Source organism: Variovorax raffinosi (assembly GCF_051216615.1).
Taxonomy (GTDB): Bacteria; Pseudomonadota; Gammaproteobacteria; order Burkholderiales; family Burkholderiaceae_C; genus Variovorax.
In genome coordinates, this window is sequence record NZ_JBPJZR010000013.1 from 119,721 (window position 1) to 136,629 (window position 16,909).

13 protein-coding genes are annotated in these 16,909 nt (G+C 65.7%); 9 read left to right on the forward strand and 4 right to left on the reverse strand.

Annotated features, from left to right (window positions below; translation table 11 throughout):
• Positions 1 to 164: 164 nt before the first annotated feature.
• Positions 165 to 1,202, forward strand: coding sequence for a cache domain-containing protein (locus tag ACSFB7_RS30540; protein WP_435476079.1), 1,038 nt, complete (start codon positions 165 to 167; stop codon positions 1,200 to 1,202).
• 324 nt (positions 1,203 to 1,526) lie between these two features.
• Here the strand turns inward: ACSFB7_RS30540 and ACSFB7_RS30545 are convergent, their stop codons facing one another.
• Positions 1,527 to 1,748, reverse strand: a complete 222-nt coding sequence (locus tag ACSFB7_RS30545; protein WP_435476080.1) for a hypothetical protein — start codon at positions 1,746 to 1,748, stop codon at positions 1,527 to 1,529.
• On the opposite strand from ACSFB7_RS30545, the gene ACSFB7_RS30550 reads away from it, so the two are divergent.
• The 5 genes from ACSFB7_RS30550 (at position 1,732) to ACSFB7_RS30570 (ending at position 11,308) form a co-directional block, all read left to right on the forward strand.
• Positions 1,732 to 4,872, forward strand: coding sequence for an autotransporter family protein (locus ACSFB7_RS30550; protein ID WP_435476081.1), 3,141 nt, complete (start codon positions 1,732 to 1,734; stop codon positions 4,870 to 4,872). The two genes, ACSFB7_RS30545 and ACSFB7_RS30550, sit on opposite strands and share 17 nt — an antisense overlap.
• Before the next feature lie 761 nt (positions 4,873 to 5,633).
• A complete protein-coding gene (locus ACSFB7_RS30555) occupies positions 5,634 to 7,829 on the forward strand; it encodes a hypothetical protein (protein ID WP_435476082.1) in 2,196 nt (731 codons plus the stop codon).
• A gap of 11 nt (positions 7,830 to 7,840) precedes the next feature.
• Positions 7,841 to 8,137, forward strand: coding sequence for a hypothetical protein (locus ACSFB7_RS30560; protein WP_435476083.1), 297 nt, complete (start codon positions 7,841 to 7,843; stop codon positions 8,135 to 8,137).
• A gap of 49 nt (positions 8,138 to 8,186) precedes the next feature.
• A complete protein-coding gene (locus tag ACSFB7_RS30565) occupies positions 8,187 to 10,337 on the forward strand; it encodes a phosphocholine-specific phospholipase C (protein ID WP_435476084.1) in 2,151 nt (716 codons plus the stop codon).
• A 98-nt stretch (positions 10,338 to 10,435) separates the two neighbouring features.
• A complete protein-coding gene (locus ACSFB7_RS30570) occupies positions 10,436 to 11,308 on the forward strand; it encodes a LysR substrate-binding domain-containing protein (protein ID WP_435476085.1) in 873 nt (290 codons plus the stop codon).
• Between the two features lie 30 nt (positions 11,309 to 11,338).
• On the opposite strand, the gene ACSFB7_RS30575 is transcribed toward ACSFB7_RS30570, so the two are convergent.
• From ACSFB7_RS30575 to ACSFB7_RS30585, 3 genes are read right to left on the reverse strand one after another with little or no spacing between them, the layout of a single operon-like run.
• Positions 11,339 to 12,025 (reverse strand): RraA family protein, encoded by a 687-nt coding sequence (locus ACSFB7_RS30575; RefSeq protein WP_435476086.1) that lies wholly within the window; start codon positions 12,023 to 12,025, stop codon positions 11,339 to 11,341.
• A gap of 14 nt (positions 12,026 to 12,039) precedes the next feature.
• Positions 12,040 to 13,035, reverse strand: coding sequence for a Bug family tripartite tricarboxylate transporter substrate binding protein (locus ACSFB7_RS30580; RefSeq protein WP_435476087.1), 996 nt, complete (start codon positions 13,033 to 13,035; stop codon positions 12,040 to 12,042).
• On the reverse strand, positions 13,032 to 14,261 hold the full coding sequence (locus ACSFB7_RS30585; RefSeq protein ID WP_435476088.1) for a pyridoxal phosphate-dependent aminotransferase: 1,230 nt from the start codon (positions 14,259 to 14,261) through the stop codon (positions 13,032 to 13,034). Before ACSFB7_RS30585 ends, ACSFB7_RS30580 begins: the two co-directional genes overlap by 4 nt.
• A gap of 81 nt (positions 14,262 to 14,342) precedes the next feature.
• Between ACSFB7_RS30585 and ACSFB7_RS30590 the strand changes: the two genes are divergently transcribed.
• The 3 genes from ACSFB7_RS30590 to ACSFB7_RS30600 all read left to right on the forward strand — a co-directional run bounded on the left by ACSFB7_RS30590 (position 14,343) and on the right by ACSFB7_RS30600 (position 16,906).
• The gene (locus ACSFB7_RS30590; protein WP_435476089.1) at positions 14,343 to 15,371 is read left to right on the forward strand and encodes a LysR family transcriptional regulator; all 1,029 of its coding nucleotides are present in this window, start codon (positions 14,343 to 14,345) and stop codon (positions 15,369 to 15,371) included.
• Positions 15,372 to 15,583: 212 nt separating this feature from the next.
• Positions 15,584 to 16,333: a TonB family protein gene (locus ACSFB7_RS30595; RefSeq protein ID WP_435476090.1), complete on the forward strand. Its 750-nt coding sequence runs from the start codon at positions 15,584 to 15,586 to the stop codon at positions 16,331 to 16,333.
• A gap of 12 nt (positions 16,334 to 16,345) precedes the next feature.
• Positions 16,346 to 16,906, forward strand: coding sequence for an RNA polymerase sigma factor (locus ACSFB7_RS30600; RefSeq protein ID WP_435476091.1), 561 nt, complete (start codon positions 16,346 to 16,348; stop codon positions 16,904 to 16,906).
• Positions 16,907 to 16,909 lie beyond the last annotated feature (3 nt).

The following is a 16,909-nucleotide window of genomic DNA, read 5'->3' on the forward strand; positions in this document are numbered from 1 at the left end:
GCGGCGACGTAAATTTATGACTGAATTGTTTAAGTGTCAACTATTTATTTTGGAATCAAATTCGGGTCATGCTGCGGGCATCGCTCATGGCGCTTCGCCCACACACCCCGGCCTGATACTTGCTGCGCGGTGGAAAGCAACAGCTATCCACTCGAGGCCGCACCATGTCGAATCCACAGGAAATCGTCGAACTCACTCACCAGGTCAAGAAGCTGGCCACCGGGAAAATTTCCGACATCAACGACATCAACCGGGAGACCACCTTCCTTGCGCTCAACGCGCTGATCGAAGCCGCGCGAGCGGGTGACGCAGGCAAGGGCTTCGCGGTCGTCGCCAACCAGGTCAAGCAGGTGTCGGTGCGCATTTCCGACATCACCACCGGGCTCAACAAGGAACTCGCCGGCTCGCTGTCGAAGCTGACCGACCTGGGCGACAGCATGATCGAGCGGCTGCGCTCACACGAAGGGCAGCGCTGCGCCGACCTGGCACTGAACATGATCGACATCGTCGATCGCAACCTGTACGAGCGCTCGTGCGATGTGCGCTGGTGGGCCACCGATTCATCGGTGGTCGACTGTCTCTCCGGTGGCGGGGTGCCGGAGCGTGAACACGCGTCACGCCGGCTGTCGGTGATTCTCGACAGCTACACCGTGTACCTGGACCTGTGGATCGTGGACGCCTCGGGCACGGTGGTCGCGAACGGCCGGCCGCAAAGCTACGCGGTCGCCGGCCGCAACATCGCCGGCGCGCGTTGGTTCAAGGACGCGATGAAAACGCCGTCGGGCGCGGACTTCGTCGCCGGTGACGTCGAAGCGTTGCCGCTGTTGAAGAGCGCGCACGTCGCCACGTATGCCACCGCGATCCGCGAGCGCGGCGCTGTGAACGGCCGGCCGCTCGGCGCGCTGGTGATCTTCTTCGACTGGGCCGCACAGGCCTCGGCGGTGGTCAAGGGCGTGCGGCTCAGCGACGAGGAATGGCGGCGCACGCGCTGTCTGATCGTCGACTCCGAGTTTCGCGTCATCGCGAGTTCGGACAAGGCAGACACGCTCAACGAGCATTTCCGCCTCGTCACCGAAGGGCGTCGCGCCGGCTTCTATCGCACGGCGGACGGGCGCACCGTGTCGTTCGCGGCGACGCCGGGATACGAGAGCTATCGCGGGCTGGGCTGGTACGGCGTCGTCGTGCAAGGGCCGGCCGCGTAGCGCACGCCTCGCATATCTCACCGCCTCATGCCATTCGTCATGGGGCCACTCCGGTGAGCCGCGCCAGTCGGCGTTGGCACTCCTGAGTACCTTTGCCGCAATAATCTCAATTTCTCATACTGCTTAAGTAGCAGGCCGTAGAGGCGCGCGCGTACCAATCGCGCAACAAGAGCAATAGCCTGTAACGAGGCTGTACGGGTTGCATTGGAATTGTTAATTTTGGGCAACAAAGTTAACAATCATGTACTACCCAATCCGGTACCAGTTCGTTGCTTCTGCTGCCTATGCGCTCTTGCTGTTCTCAGCCTTGAAACCAGGGGATGCCTATGCGGCATGCACCGTGTCCGGGCTGACGACGAACTGCGATACGACGGCGCCCAATCCTTGGACCTCGACCATCGGCATTGGACCGACCACACCATCGGGATCGATCGTCACAGTGGGACCCAATGCGCAGGTTGCCGTGGGGAACGCGAACGCGATCAGCCTGGGTGACAACGCAAACATCACGATTCGAAGCGGCGCGATCGTGCGAAACAGTGCCACGAATACCAATGGCCTTTATGTCGCCGGCGGCAACACCATCGAGTTCAGGAACAACAGCACGCTGACGGTGGAGCAGGGCGCGCAGGTCATCGCGGGCGGATCGCAAGGGAACGGGGAGGCGGTGAACCCGATCGGCAGCGGCAACACCATCATCAACAACGGAACCATCCGCAGCGTCAACGCAGCCGCCATCTGGTTCGAGAACTCCAGCGGACTGAACACGGTCATCAACAACGAGACCGGCATCATCCAGGCGCCCGGCAACGTGATCGGCGCCTCTGGCAACGGCTCGGTCGATTTCAGCAACAAGGGCCAGGTCATCGGCAACCTCGTGTTTGCCGGCGGCAACGACACGCTGCGGCTGTACACCGGCTCCGTCATCACAGGCAACTTCGATGGCGGCGGCGGGAACAACACCATCTTCCTGAGCGGCACGGGGAGCGCATCGCTGCCCGGGAACATGGTCAATTTCACGACGCTCTACAAGAACGACCCGGGCATCTGGACATTGACCGGCACGATCGCCGGGGTCACGGTGGCGCAGGTACAGCAGGGCACGCTCGTGCTGACGGGCAACAACAGCCAGTACACGGGCAAGGTGATCGTCGATCCGGCGGGCACGCTCGAAGCGCGCGCGCAGAGTTTGCCGCCCACCGTGACTGACAACGGACTGGTGCGCTTCGCACAGCCCGACAACGGCACATACACGGGCCTGATCTCGGGCACCGGCTCGGTCGAGAAGACGCAGGTCGGCACGCTGGTGCTCGCACCCTCGGCCGCCGGTGGCAACACCTATTCGGGCGGCACGACGATCACGGCGGGCACCATTGCCCTGAGTGCCGACAATGCCCTGGGCGCGAACACGGGCGGGCTCACATTCAATGGCGGCACGCTCCAGCTTCAGCAGAACCTCGACCTGGCCGCATCCCGCGCAGTCACGCTGAACGCACCGGGCGGCACGATAGACACGCAAGGGTTCACGTCCACGCTGACACAAGGCATGACAGGGCCCGGTGCATTCACGAAGGCCGGCACCGGCAGCCTGACATTGACGGGCGCCAACGCCTACGCGGGCGGCACGACGATCTCGGCGGGCACGCTGCAACTGGGCAACGGTGGCACCAGCGGAAGCATCACGGGCGACGTGGCCAACAACGGTTCGCTCGTGTTCAACCGATCCGACACGGTGGTCTTTCCCGGTGCGGTTTCCGGTACAGGCTCGGTGACCCAGGCGGGCAGCGGCACCACGGTGCTGACGGCCAACAACAGCTACAGCGGCGGCACCACGATCTCGGCCGGGACGCTGCAACTCGGCAACGGGGGCACGACCGGCGCGATCGTCGGTGACGTGAAGAACAACGGCTCGCTGGTCTTCAACCGATCCGACAACGTGATCTTTCCCGGAACGATCTCGGGCACGGGAACGGTCACCCAGGCAGGCAGCGGCATGACGGTCCTGAATGCGAACAACACCTACAGCGGCGTCACCACGGTCGCCACCGGCACGCTCGCCGTGGGCGATGCCGCGCATCCCGGCGCGGCGCTTTCCGGCGGCGGCAACACGAATGTCTCGCCGGGTGCCACGCTGGGCGGCTACGGCAGCGTCACCGGCAAGGTCACCAACAACGGAACGGTCGCTGTGGCCGACGGCCTGCCGCAATTCGCGGGCTCGGGGATGGGCACCTTCACGATCAACGGACAATTGATCAACGCAGGGCTGGCGCAGGTCGGTGGCCTGGGCGTGGGCAACCGGCTCAACGTCGTGGGCAACTATGTGGGCCAGAACGGCGTCATCGGCCTGAACACCTATGTGGCGGGAGACGGTGCGCCGTCCGACCGGCTGGTGGTCGATGGCGGAAAGGCGAGCGGAACGTCCAGCCTGCGCATCCGCAATGTCGGCGGCGGGGGCGCGCAGACGCTCGCCGATGGCATCCAGGTGGTCCAGACGACCAACGGAGCGACGACCGATGCGAGCGCCTTCAGGCTCGCGGGCCCGGTCAAGGCCGGTGCCTACTCCTACTACCTCGCCAAGGGCGGCGTGAACGGCGGTACGTCGCAGAACTGGTACCTGCGCAACGTGGTGCCGCCTGTGCCAGGTGGCGACACCGAAACCCCCACGCCATCCGACGACACGCCACCGCTCCCGCCTTCGGGGATCTTGCCCATTCCGCTGTACCGGCCGGAGGTTGCGATCTATGCCGAATTGCCGGCCATCGCCCGCCAGATCGGCATTCAGCAACTCGACAACTTCCATCAGCGGCAGGGTGACCAGTCGCTGTTGACGGCGGATGGCAAATTGCCGGCCGCATGGGGACGCGTGTGGGGCGGCCGCACCACGCTGCGCCAGGACGGCACCGTCAACCCCGGATACAAGGGATCGATCGCAGGCTTGCAGACCGGTCTGGACATCTATGCGGATTCCAACGCCAGCGGCCATCGCAACCACTTCGGGGTCTTCGTCGGCTACGCGCGCGCAAGCGGCGATGTCAATGGCTTTGCAATGGGCTGGCAGGGCTCCGCCGTCGGCCGCCTCGCGATCGATGCGTACAGCCTGGGCGGCTATTGGACGCACATCGGGCCGGGAGGCTGGTACACGGATGCGGTGTTGATGGGAAGTTCGCTGTCCATCGACACGAACTCGCGCGACGGCCTTGGCACCTCGGTGCACGGCAAGTCGTTCAGCGGCTCCATCGAAGGCGGCTGGCCGATCGCGTTGAGCGAGAACCTGACGATCGAGCCGCAGGCGCAGTTGCTCTGGCAGAAGGTGTCGATCAACGACCTGAACGACACGGCATCCACGGTCGCATTCAACAGCGGCAACACCTTTCTCGGCCGCGTGGGCGTGCGCTTGCAGGGCCGCTTCGACACGCCGGGCGTCGTCTGGCAGCCCTATGTGCGCTTGAACCTGTTGCGAAATTTCGGTTCGAGCGACAACGCAGTCTTCGGCGGCGCGACGGCCATCACGACGAGCGTGAGCCAGTCGGCCGCGCAAATCAACGCGGGCCTGGTCGCCAGGATCAACAAGTCGACCAGCGCGTTCGTGACCGCAGGCTATACCGCCAACCTCGGTGGAAAGCGCCAGCGAACGGTGATGGGCAACGCCGGGATACGCTGGACCTGGTAGCCCGGCAAACGGATAGACGCTGGCCGGGTCGCGAGCGCTGAGTTCGTGGCAGTGCGCAAGGGCAACCTCGACGTAGCGTAAGCAACTGCGCAACACACCGCTTCCCGGGCCGCGCCCGCGCAGGCCCTTCAGCGCGGGTGCGGCAAAGACTCCCGACGCGTGCGCTAGCACGACGTCGTGCGCATCGGCATGCGCGCTTTCCCCGTGATCGCACAAGCGAATTCCATCCATCGGTTTTCGACCACACCAGCGTCAGAAATGCGATTGGACGGGGGCAGCGGTCGGCTTTGACACTTGCATCCATTCAGGAACGCGCGGCACAGCGCGATGCAAGAACAAACAAGCAGACAACCACGCGAGACAAAGCCGATGCCCCACGTCATGCACACGAGCGTTCCTTCTCGTCCCTCGGGTCGACGACCAGACCAGCCCGAGAGAGCCGGGATCAACAGGCGGGATTGCGCCTGCCCGACCAGTCATTGCGCCCCAAGCCATCCAACGATGGCGGATGCGGTCGCCACGAAATGGATCGAACGCTATGCACCGCCGCTGCTGGTGCGCACACGCCCTCCGATCTGACGAAAAAGCCGACAGGAGTATCGAAATACCCATGGGCTTTCGTCTCTGGCACGTCACCTCACTCTTCTGTAATTCGACCACTCCACCCACCAAAGACCGTCGAAAAAATGCCAGTCGAGCAACTCACTCCCCACGCCGTTCCGGATGCCGCGACGCAGGCGCGCCATCGACAAAAACCTTCCATGCCGCGTAAAGCCTCGGGCTCCAGTGGACCACTGCAATGCGCCGCCGGATGGACGCGCGCCTTCGCACTGACGGCGACGCTGGCCGTGGCGTTGAGCGGCTGCGGTGGTGGCGGCGGAGGCGGTGCAGCATTGGCCTTGCCAACCCCGCCGCCTCCTGCAAGCGCAGGCGCAACACCCGACACACCGCCGCCTCCGGTTGCAAACCGGGCACTGGTCATCGACCTCGACGGTGCCACCTACAGCGCCGTGCAGAGCGGCATCGCCGCGGGCACGCTGCCGAACCTTGCCAAGCTGGAGATCAGGCTGGCCTACAGCGGCGGCGTTGCCGGCACGCCCAGCCAGCAACCCACGCTGGATACGCCCGGCTGGGCCACGCTGCTGACCGGCACCTGGGCCAGCCGTCATCAGGTGATGTCGGAGGCCCCCAGGCAAGCGCTTCGAACCGGCACCTTGTTCCAGATGGCCCGCCAGAAGAACACCGGATTGAACGGCGCCGCTGTCGCCTCCGCCGGCCTGGCTCAATTGCTGTCGTCGGACCATGACAGCGGCTACCTCGACGCGCTCACCGACTGCTCCAAGGATGCGACCGCCACCGATTGCGTGACCACGCAGGCCGCGCAACTGATCGGCAGCGACTACGCGACGGTGCTGGCGCAGTACCGCTCGACCAAGGATGCCGCGCTCGACTTCGGGCTCGGCTCCAACCAGTACGCGGGCACCTTGGCCAATCTGGACAAGGCGGTCGGCACTCTCGTGGCCGCCACCGCGAAGCGCGAGAACAGCCGATGGCTGATCGTGGTGACCGGCAACCACGGCTTCAGCGCGAACAGCCAGGACGACGGGTTGCCGCTGGTGCCTGAGTCGAGCACCTTCATCGGTCTCAACCAGGCGGCCAACATCGCAGCGCAAGGCGTCGGCGCCCCGGTGCCTGCGAAGCTGGCCGACCTGTATGCCTACGCCAGCATCGCCGACGTGGCACCGACCGTGCTCGGCCATCTGGGCGCGTTGCCGGACACCAAGACCTATGCGATGGATGGCGGCCGATTGGTCGGCGCGCAGCCCGTGTCGCAACTGGCCGCATCTGTTGCCAGCAACAATTCCTCCGACGCGAACGTGGTGCTGAACTGGACGGTGCCATCGACCGGCGCGATCACGGTGCTGCGTGACGGGCAGGTCATTGCGTCGAAGCTGCCGGCCGGCACCGCGTCGTACACCGACAACCAGCTCTCGCAGGTCCTGAGCGCCAAAGGCACCTACCAGTTCAGCTACACCGTGCAGGCCGGCGACGATGCGGCCGCTGCATCGAAAGCCGTGCTTTCGCCACCGGTGTCCTACGTTCCTCCGGTGCCGCTGGCGCCGACGCTGAAGAACGGACTGGTCTCCTACTACCCGTTCAGCGCCACGCTGCCGCCCATCGATGCCATGGCCCACAGCACGATGGGACCGGCCGCGAACGATCTTCCGGCAGCGGCCGGGCTCGTCGTGCCTGGGCCATTCGCGGGCAGCAACGGCCTGCTGGTGGACACGAACTTCGTCAACACCAACGGTTTCGAGGGCTACAGGCTCACGCCGGCCAGCGGTTTCGACATCTCCACCGGCAGCGCGCCGCAGTTCACGATCGGGCTCTGGTTCAAGACGCCCTCGTGCATTGCCACGAACAACGTGACGATCATCTCGAACAAGAACTACGTCAGCGGCGCCAACGCCGGCGTCGCGATCGGTCTGTTCGCCAGTTCGGGCAACCAGTGCGGCGTGGCTTTCAACATCGGGTCGGGCGGGGGCGTGCGTGCGGACGGGCCGACCAGCCCCTACACGCAGATCACCGTCAACCGCTGGGTGTACATCGCCTTCTCGGTCGACGGCGTGGCCAAGACCATGAACATGGTCGTGTTCGATCCGGTGACGAGCACCACCAACCGCGTGGCTGTCGGCAAGTCGACCGGCGCCGTCGACCTCTCGAAGCTCTCCCCGTATCCGCAATGGGGCATCGGCGACGACGGCACCGGCACCTTCCTCATGAACAAGTGCGGTGGCAGCGTCACGCCGCCGTACGTCGCCGGCAAATGCGCGACTGCGCCCACGTACCAGCATCACTTCGGCGATCTGGCGATGTGGAACCGCGTACTGACCGATGCCGAGCTGCAATCGATCTTCCTGTCGAACAGGCCGCTGTCGACGCTGCCGGTCAACTGAGGGTGCGCGCAATGACGTTCAAACATTCCATGGGATGGCGTGGCGCCATGCGGGCGGCGGGCACGGCATGCGTTGCATGCCTGCTGATCGCCGGATGCGGCGGTGGCGGCAGCGGCGGTGGTGGGGGAGGGCTGCCCTTGGCGGCGATGCTCCCCAACGCGCCTGCAGCGTCCGTCGCGTCCGGCGATGGCGCCGCAACTGCCGAGGTACCGATCACCGCACCGCCCACGCCCGGCAATTGCGCCGCGTGCGGCCCCGACGCGCAGCCCGCGCCCGTTCTGAACTCGAAGCTCGACTGCGCGCCGTGACCGCACGGATGCAGCCGTACATTCCCCACCGCCGCCCTCCAAAAAAACAATGACCACATTCAACCGCCGAACCTTCCTGCGCGCCGCCGCGGCCAGCGCCGCGCTCGGTCCGTTTCCGCCCGCCATCCAGCGCGCGCTGGCCATCCCGGCCAACAACGCGACAGGCACCATCAACGACGTCGAGCACGTCATCATCCTGATGCAGGAGAACCGCTCGTTCGACCACTACTACGGCACCATGCCCGGTGTGCGGGGCTTCAGCGACCGCTTCACCATCCCGATGGCTTCGGGCAAGCCGGTGTGGCTGCAGCAAGGCACAGCCGACACCGTGCAGCCGTACTACCTCGATGCGACCAAGGGCAATGCGTTGCGCACCGGCGGTGCGCACGACTGGAGCAACCAGCAAGCCGCATGGGACGGCGGGCGCATGGCGGCATGGCCGAAGGCCAAGAACACCAAGGTCTCTATGGGCTATCTGCAGCAATCGGATCTTCCGTTCCACTGGGCACTGGCCAATGCATTCACGATCTGCGATGCGTATCACACGTCGATCCATACGGGCACTTTTACCAACCGCATGTTCCTGTGGAGCGGCACGAACGGTGCCAACGTCGCGGGCCAGGCGTGCGTCACCAATGCCAACTGGGGCGGCCTGGGTCCTTCGACCGATGGCCTGACGTGGACGACTTATCCCGAGCGCCTTCAGGCGGCCGGCGTGAGCTGGAAGGTCTACACCAGGCCGGGCAACAACAGCAACAACAACCAGCTGGTCGCGTTCGCGTCCTACCGCGCCGTCGATGAACAGCTTCGGTCGCAGGGCTCGCCCAATGCGGTGTACACGCCGGCGATGGAGGCGCAGTCGCCGCTGTACAAGGGGTTCGGCAACACCATGCCGGACGGCGGCTACCTGCAGGCCGTGGCCGACGACATCGCGGCGGGCACGCTGCCGCAAGTCAGCTGGATCGTCGCGCCGGGGCCCTACAGCGAGCATCCGAGCATGTCGATTCCGGGGCAGGGCGCCTGGTACATGCAGACGCTGCTCGACATGCTCACCGCGAATCCGGACGTCTGGAGCAAGACGGTGCTGATCGTTAACTTCGACGAGAACGACTGCTTCTTCGACCACATGCCGCCGCCGGACCCGCCCTGGCGCAATGCGGATGGCACCCTTGCCGGAAAGTCGACGGTGGACATCGGCAGCGAGTACTACACGATGCCGGCGCCTCCCGGCGACACGAGCAAGGTCACGCCCGACGGCAAGCCCTTCGGTGCCGGCGTGCGCGTGCCGATGCTGGTGATCTCGCCTTGGAGCGTCGGGGGCTGGGTCAACTCCCAGGTGTTCGATCACACCTCGACCCTGCGCTTTCTCGAACAGCGCTTCGGCGTGCGCGAAACCAATATCAGCCCCTGGCGCCGCACGGTGTTCGGCGACCTGATGTCGTGCTTCGATTTCCGCAACCCGAACAGCGCCAAGCCCGCGCTGGCGACGGCGCCGACCAAGGCACAGGCAGACGCCACGTACACGCAGCAGGTGGCTTCGCCTGCCGTGCCCGTGCCGGCGGCGGGCACCGTGCCGCTACCGACACAAGCGCTTGCCGTGCGGCCTTCGCGCGCATTGCCCTATCGCCTGCACACCAGCGCCAACGTCGAGCTGGCCAACGGCCAGGTCTGGCTGACCTTCAGCAACACCGGAGCCCAGGGCGCCGTGTTCCATGTGTACGACGAGCTGAACCTGTCGCGCTACCCCCGGCGCTACACCGTGGAAGCCGGCAAGATGGCTTCCGATGCATGGGCCGCGGTCGCGGACAACGCGGGCAAGTACAGCCTCTGGGTGTTGGGGCCGAACGGCTACCACCGGCGCTTCAAGGGCGATCTGGGCGCGCTGGCGAGCGGGCCGAACCCGGAGGTGCGCGTCTGCTACGACCCCGACGGCAATTCGGTCTACCTGACGATCATGAACATGGGCAACGCACCGGCCACGCTGACCGTGAACTCCAACGCGTACCGCACTGACGGGCCCTGGACCTACACCGTGGCGCCCGGCATGCAGGTGGAGCCGTCGTGGACGCTGGCGGGCACCCATAGCTGGTATGACTTCACGCTGACCATGGGCAACAGCTTCGAGCGGCGCTTCGCGGGGCGGCTGGAGACCGGCAAGGACGGCACGAGCGACCCGGCCATGGGCGTCGCCGCCGCATAGCGCGCGGCGGATCCAAGGGCTTACACACGGCCATCATGATCGGCCGGCATGATTTCCCGCTTTGACTTCAGACGATCAGAAGCCCGGGAGACCTTGCATTGACGCTCAACCAGATACGCGCATTCATCGCGGTCGCGCACGACGGTGGTTTCACCGCCGCCGCGCGCACGCTGGGCATGAGCCACAGCACGCTCAATTCGCAGATACAGATGATGGAGCGCGAGTACGGCGCCGAGCTGTTCCATCGCCGTGGCCGGCGCGTGGAACTGTCCGCGCTGGGACTGGAAATGCTGCCGCTGGCCAGGCGGATGATTGCGCTCGAAGGCGACATGAGTTCGCTGCTGGACGAAAGCGGCAAGCTGCACCGGGGATCGTTGAAGGTCGGTGCGGTGGGGCCCTTTCATGTCACCGAAATGATCGAGGCCTATCACGCCATCCATCCGCGCATCAAGCTTTCCGTCACGCTCGGGAATTCCGAGGTGGTCCTGAGTGCGCTCGACAAATACGTGAGCGACGTGGCGGTGGTGGCGAGCTGGTTTCCGGACGAGCGCTACCACATGCAGCTCTATGCGCGGTATCCGGTGATCGCATTCGTGCATGTCGACCATCCGTTTGCCAAGCGTGAATCCATCGCGCTGAAAGAGCTGTCGGGGCAACCGCTGCTGATGCGCGAGGCGGGCTCGACCACCCGCAAGGCACTTGAGGAAGCACTGCTCCAACAGGGCGTGACAATTCAGGTCGCGATGGAAATCGGAAGCCGCGAAGCACTGCGCGAGGCCGTCGCCAGGGGGCTGGGCGTCGGCACGGTCTCCCAGTCCGAATACGTGCCCGATCCGCGCCTGAGGCCCGTGCGCATAGAGGGCGACGTCGTCTCCACGCACATCCACGTGTGCTGCCTGCGCGAGCGGCGGGAGAGCCGGCTCATATCGTCATTCTTCGAGGCTATCGAGGGGCGTCAGTTGTGCAGTTGACCTGACGGCGCGAGGCCACACGCGACACTGCTACAGCTTCTCGCCTTCCTTCAGCACCCCCGCATTGCGCAGGGCCGCATCCAACCACTTGGCCGCCGTGTTGCCTTGCTTGATGGCATCGATGCGCGCGGCTTCGTCCTCGACCTTCTTTTCCGCCGCCTGAAGAAGCATCTCGACCTTCTCCCGCTCGACGATCACCACGCCATCGGCATCGCCGATGACGAGATCGCCAGCACGAACGCTGACGCCGCCGACGGACACCGGATGCCCGATCCGTCCAGAGGCCAGTTTCGTCGGGCCATTGGGGTTGGTGCCAACCGAGAAAACCGGAAAGTCCATCTCGTCGATCTCGATGCTGTCGCGTACCGCACCGTCGATCACCACGCCGGCAATGCCGACCTGCCGGCAGGCGTTCATCATGATCGTGCCCATGAGCGCGGCGCTCTGGTCGCCCTTGCCGTCGATCACCAGCACGTCGCCCGGTCTTGCCAGTGCGATGGCGGCGTGGATCATCAGGTTGTCGCCGGGCCGCACTTCCACCGTGAGCGCGCTGCCCACCAGCGTCATGCGATGGCGCAGCGCCTGGATGCGGCCGTGCAGGGCGCCCCTGCGGCCATTGACGTCGGCAAGAATGGCCGGCTGGAACGCAGAGGCCTGCCGGACCAGATCGGAGGGAACGCGCTCGAAGTCGCGAACGATGTCGGGAAACTGGTTCATCGCGTGTTTCTTTCTTACTCGGCCTTGACGTCGGCATCCTTCACGACGCGGCCCCATTTGCGTTTGTCGGCTGCCAGGAAGGCGCGGAACTGCTCGGGCGTGCTCCCCACGGGCTCCAGGCCGTCGGCGGCGAGCCGCTTGGCGATTTCGGGCATCGCCAGCACCTTGGCGACTTCGCGCTGGATGCGCTCGACCACGGCGGGCGGCGTGTTCTTCGCCGCGCAGATGCCGGCCCAGGTCACGGGGTCGAAGTCAGGCACGCCGGCTTCGGTCACGGTCGGAATGTCCGGAAAGGCCGCCAGCCGGTGCGGGCTGGCCACTGCCAGCGCGCGCAGCTTGCCCGCGCGGGCGTACTGCATCGAGCTGACGGGCTGGTCGAAGATCATCGAGACCTGGCCCGCGATGAGGTCCGTCATCGCCTGGCCGGTGCCCTTGTAGGCCACGTGCACGATGTCGATGCCCGCGCGGCTCTTCAGCATTTCACCGGCAAGATGCCCGCCGGTGCCCGTGCCCGAAGAAGCGAAGTTGATCTCGCCGGGCTTCTGCTTGGCGTAGGCAACGAGTTCCTTGACGTTCTTCACCGGCAGGCTTGCATTGACCAACAGCATGTAGGGCGCGTTGACGACCTGCGTGACCGGCGCGATGTCCTTCTCGGGGTCGAAGGGCATGCTCTTGAGGATGAACGGCTGGATCGACAGCGTTCCCGTGGTGCACATCAGCAGCGTGTGCCCGTCCGCCGGCGCGCCAAGCATCGTCGAGGCCGCGATGTTGCCGCCGGCTCCGGGCCGGTTTTCGACCAGGACCTGCTGCCCGAGCCCTTCGGCCAGCTTCGGTGCGATCAGGCGTGCAACGACGTCGTTGGAACCACCGGGCGAGAAGCCGACGAGGATCTTCACGGGCTTTGTCGGGAAGGCATCGGCGGCCCATGCGTGGGTGGCGCCGAGGCAAACGATGCCGGCGGCAAGGGCTGGCAGCAGCTTGAGAAGATCGAGAAGAGGGCGAAGTTTCATTGCGGTTCCTGGTTGATGGCTTGGCCCGAGAGTTCGCCGCGCGCCCGCGCGATGCGGCGGCAGCCCTCCAGCAGTTGCTCGGTGCTGGCGGCAAAGGAAAGGCGGAAATGCGTCGGCACGCCGTAGGCGCTGCCTTGCAACGCCGCGAGGTCCTGTGAATCGAGCAGGTGCATCACCCAGTCGTCGCTGGTCTCGATCACTGTGCCTTTGTCCGTGCGAAGGCCGAACAGCGCGCTGCACGACGCGAAGACGTAGAAGGCGCCATCGGGCACATCGCAACGGATACCGTCGATGGCATTGAGCGCTGCAACCACCGTGTCTCGGCGCTTCTGGTATTCGCGCCGGTTCGTGGCGATGGTGTCCTGCGGCCCGGTGAGCGCCGCGACGGCCGCCGCCTGGGCGATCGAGTTCGGGCCGGAAGTGCTTTGCGACTGCAGCTTGACCATCGCCTTGATCAGCGCAGAAGGCCCCGCGCCGTAGCCGATGCGCCAGCCCGTCATCGCGTAGGCCTTGGACACGCCGTTCACCGTCAGCGTGCGGTCCTTGAGGTCGGGCGCCACCTGGGCCATGGTGGCGAACTCGATGTCGCCATAGATCAGGTGCTCGTAGATGTCGTCGGTCAACACCCAGACGTGCGGGTGGCGCCGCAGCACCTCGGCCAGTGCCTGCAGCTCGGCGCGCGTGTAGGTCGCGCCGCTCGGGTTGTTCGGCGAGTTGAGCATCAGCCAGCGTGTCTTGCCGGTGATGGCACGCTCCAGGTCCGCGGGCTGCAGCTTGAAGCCTGCCGCCGCAGGGCAGTCGACGAAGACCGGCACGCCGCCGGCCAGCAGGGCGATGTCCGGGTAGGACACCCAGTAGGGCGCCGGCACGATGACTTCGTCGCCCGCCGCGACCGTGCACATCAGCGCGTTGAAGATCACCTGCTTGGCGCCGGTGCCGACGATGATCTCGCCCGGCGCATAGGCCAGTCCGTTCTCGTCGAGCAGCTTGCCGGCAATGGCCTCCTTGAGCAGCGGCGTGCCGCCGACGTCGGTGTAGCGGGTCTGTCCGGCCGCCATGGCGCGGATGGCGGCCTCCTTGATGTGATCGGGCGTCTCGAAGTCCGGCTCGCCGGCGGTCAGGCTCAGGATGTCCCGGCCCATCGCGCGCAGCTCGCGCGCTCTCTGGCCGGCCATGGAGCTGGGGGATGGTTTGATCCGATTCAGGCGTGGTGCGATGTGAAGCATGCAGGCAGTATCAAAGTGCGTGCACCGCAGGACAAACGAGAAATCGGAGCAGCGCGGTATTCCTTTTTCTCCTGGCTGCCCATGGGCGTACATTCCGCAGCCATGAACTTCACCTTCAAGCAGCTCGAGGCCTTTCTCTTCAGCGCCAGGCTCCAGAGCTTCAGCGCCGCGGCGGTGAAGCTGCACACCACGCAGTCGGCCATCTCCAAGCGGCTGGCGGAGCTGGAGGAATCACTGGGCGGCCCCTTGCTGCATCGCACCTCCCACGGCCTGGAGCTGGCCCATGCAGGCCGTGAGCTGCTGCCGCTCGCGGAAGAAGCCCAGCGCCTGTGGCAGCGCATCCATCACGACATCAGCGTCGACAAGACACTGCGCGGCACCTTCCGCGTGGGCGTGACGGAACTCATCGCCATGACCTGGCTCACGCGCCTGATCCAGCTTCTGCAGAAGCTGCACCCCGAGGTGACGCTGGAGCCGGTGGTGGACGGAGGGCTGACGCTCTTCGAGCGCCTCGAAGCCAACAAGCTCGACCTGTCCATCATGCCCGGCACCTTCTGGGGACAGGCCTTCGAATCGATCAAGGTGGGGCAGGTCGACCAGGCCTGGATCGCGAGCCCGCGGCTGGACATTCCCCATCGGGCACTGAAGCCGCATGAGTTTGCCGACTACCCGGTGATCGAGCAGCCCGCCGGGGCGTCGAAGAACAGGTTCTACGAAGCCTGGCGCGCGGAGCACGGCTTCCGCTTCGGCAAGGTCCTGCTGACCAACAGCACGACTGTCTTGCGCGAACTGACGATCAGCGGTTTCGGCATCAGCCAGCAGGCACTCGACTATGTGCGGCCGGACATCAAGAGCGGCTTGCTGCGCATCGTCAAGAGCGACCCCATGCCGCCGCCGCTGGTGTACAGCGCGGTCTACCGGCGCGACAACGCCAGTCCCGCGCTGGCGCGAATCGTCGAGCTGGCCGTGAAGACCTGTGACTTCACCCTGCGGGCGAGCCAGCACGATGTGGCGGTCCCGGCGCGCGCATCGCGAGGTTCAGGCCCGCCCCAGCGGCAGCGGGCGCTGCGCCAGGGGGCGAAGAAGCCTGTGAGGAAGGCCCTGAGATAGGAGCGCCTCGAATTCGAGGCATGAGGGTGAGCGCACGAATGCGGACGTCAATGGAAACTCAGGCGGCCCGCGATGACGCTTCGCGTGTAAACAAAACGTCACATCTCGGTCATTGACCGTTGTTAGCCTCCGGCACAAGCACCAACGAGGCGGATTCCAGACGGCCGCGGGCGCCGGATTCCACAAGTCTTCTCGCCATTGACCTCCGCCACATGACACGCAGTTCCGCACCCGGCGGCGCATTGACCTTGCCCTGGTGCCTCTTCGTCCTCGCGCTGATGATCGGTGCGCGCATGGCGGCGGCGCAGAACGTGGTGGCGTCGGAGGACGTCAACAACGACAAGGTGCTGCACTTCGACCTGCAGGTCCAGTCCCTCGAAACGGCGCTGGCCTTGTTCGGAAACATCACAGGCCATTCGGTCCTTGTGGCCGGCAGCCTGATATCCGGTCGTCGGTCCGCTGTTGTCCAGGGCGACTTCGCGCCGCGCCAGGCCTTGCGCCGCATGCTCGACGGCACAGGGCTTGTGGCGAGATACAGCGCCGCCAACGCTTTCACGCTGATACCCGAGCCCGAGGCGGAGGCCGCCTCGGCCGAAGGCCGCGCCTCTTCAGGCGTTGCCACGCCTGCGGACACGCGCGCGCAGTCTGCCTATGCACATGTGCTCCAGAACTCGATCACCCGCGTGCTCTGCATCGCCCAGCCCGACGCATTCGGCCGCTACCGCCTGGGCATCCAGTTGTGGATCGACCCCACCGGGCGGGTCGAGAACGCGCGCCTGCTCGAAGGCAGCGGCATTGCCGAACGCGACGCCGCCGTGCTGTCCAGCCTGCGCAAGCTGGAGATGGACACGCCACCGCCGGGCGCAATGGCGCAGCCCGTGACCATCCTGCTGACTCCGCGTGCCGATCCGGCGCGCGAATGCCGCCCCTTCGGTCCGAGAACGCCGTCGCGCGCGGGCTGAGGGGCACACGGCATGCCGGATTCGATCAGAGCCTCGCTGCGCGCGCTGTTCCTTGCGCGCTACGCCCAGTTCAGGAAGCACTTGCAGATCCGGCTGGGCTCGGAAGACCTGGCCAACGATGCGTTGCAGGAAGCCTATCTGCGCGTGGAAAACACCACCGTGCGCAGCGAGGTGCGCTATCCCTCGGCCTATCTGTTCCGCATTGCGCTGAACGCGGCGGAAGACCAGCGCAAGAGCAATGCCCGCCTGCTGAACGCCGGCGAGGTCGAAGAGCTGTACGACATGGCCGACGAGATGGCCGATCCCGCGCGCGGCGCCGAGGCACGCAACGAACTCGAGGCGCTCGAACGCGCGATGGCCGAGTTGCCACGCCGCCGGCGCGCGATTGTGTATGCGGCGCGCGTGGACGAAATGCCGCACAAGGACATCGCCGTGCGCTACGGCATCTCGGTGCGCACGGTCGAGAAGGAATTGCGCGCCGGCCTCGAGCACTGCTGCGAGCGGCTGGGAAGAGATTTCATCCAGCGCTTCGGTCCTGGCGCGGGAAAACCGTCTAAGCGTGATGGCAACTGAGGA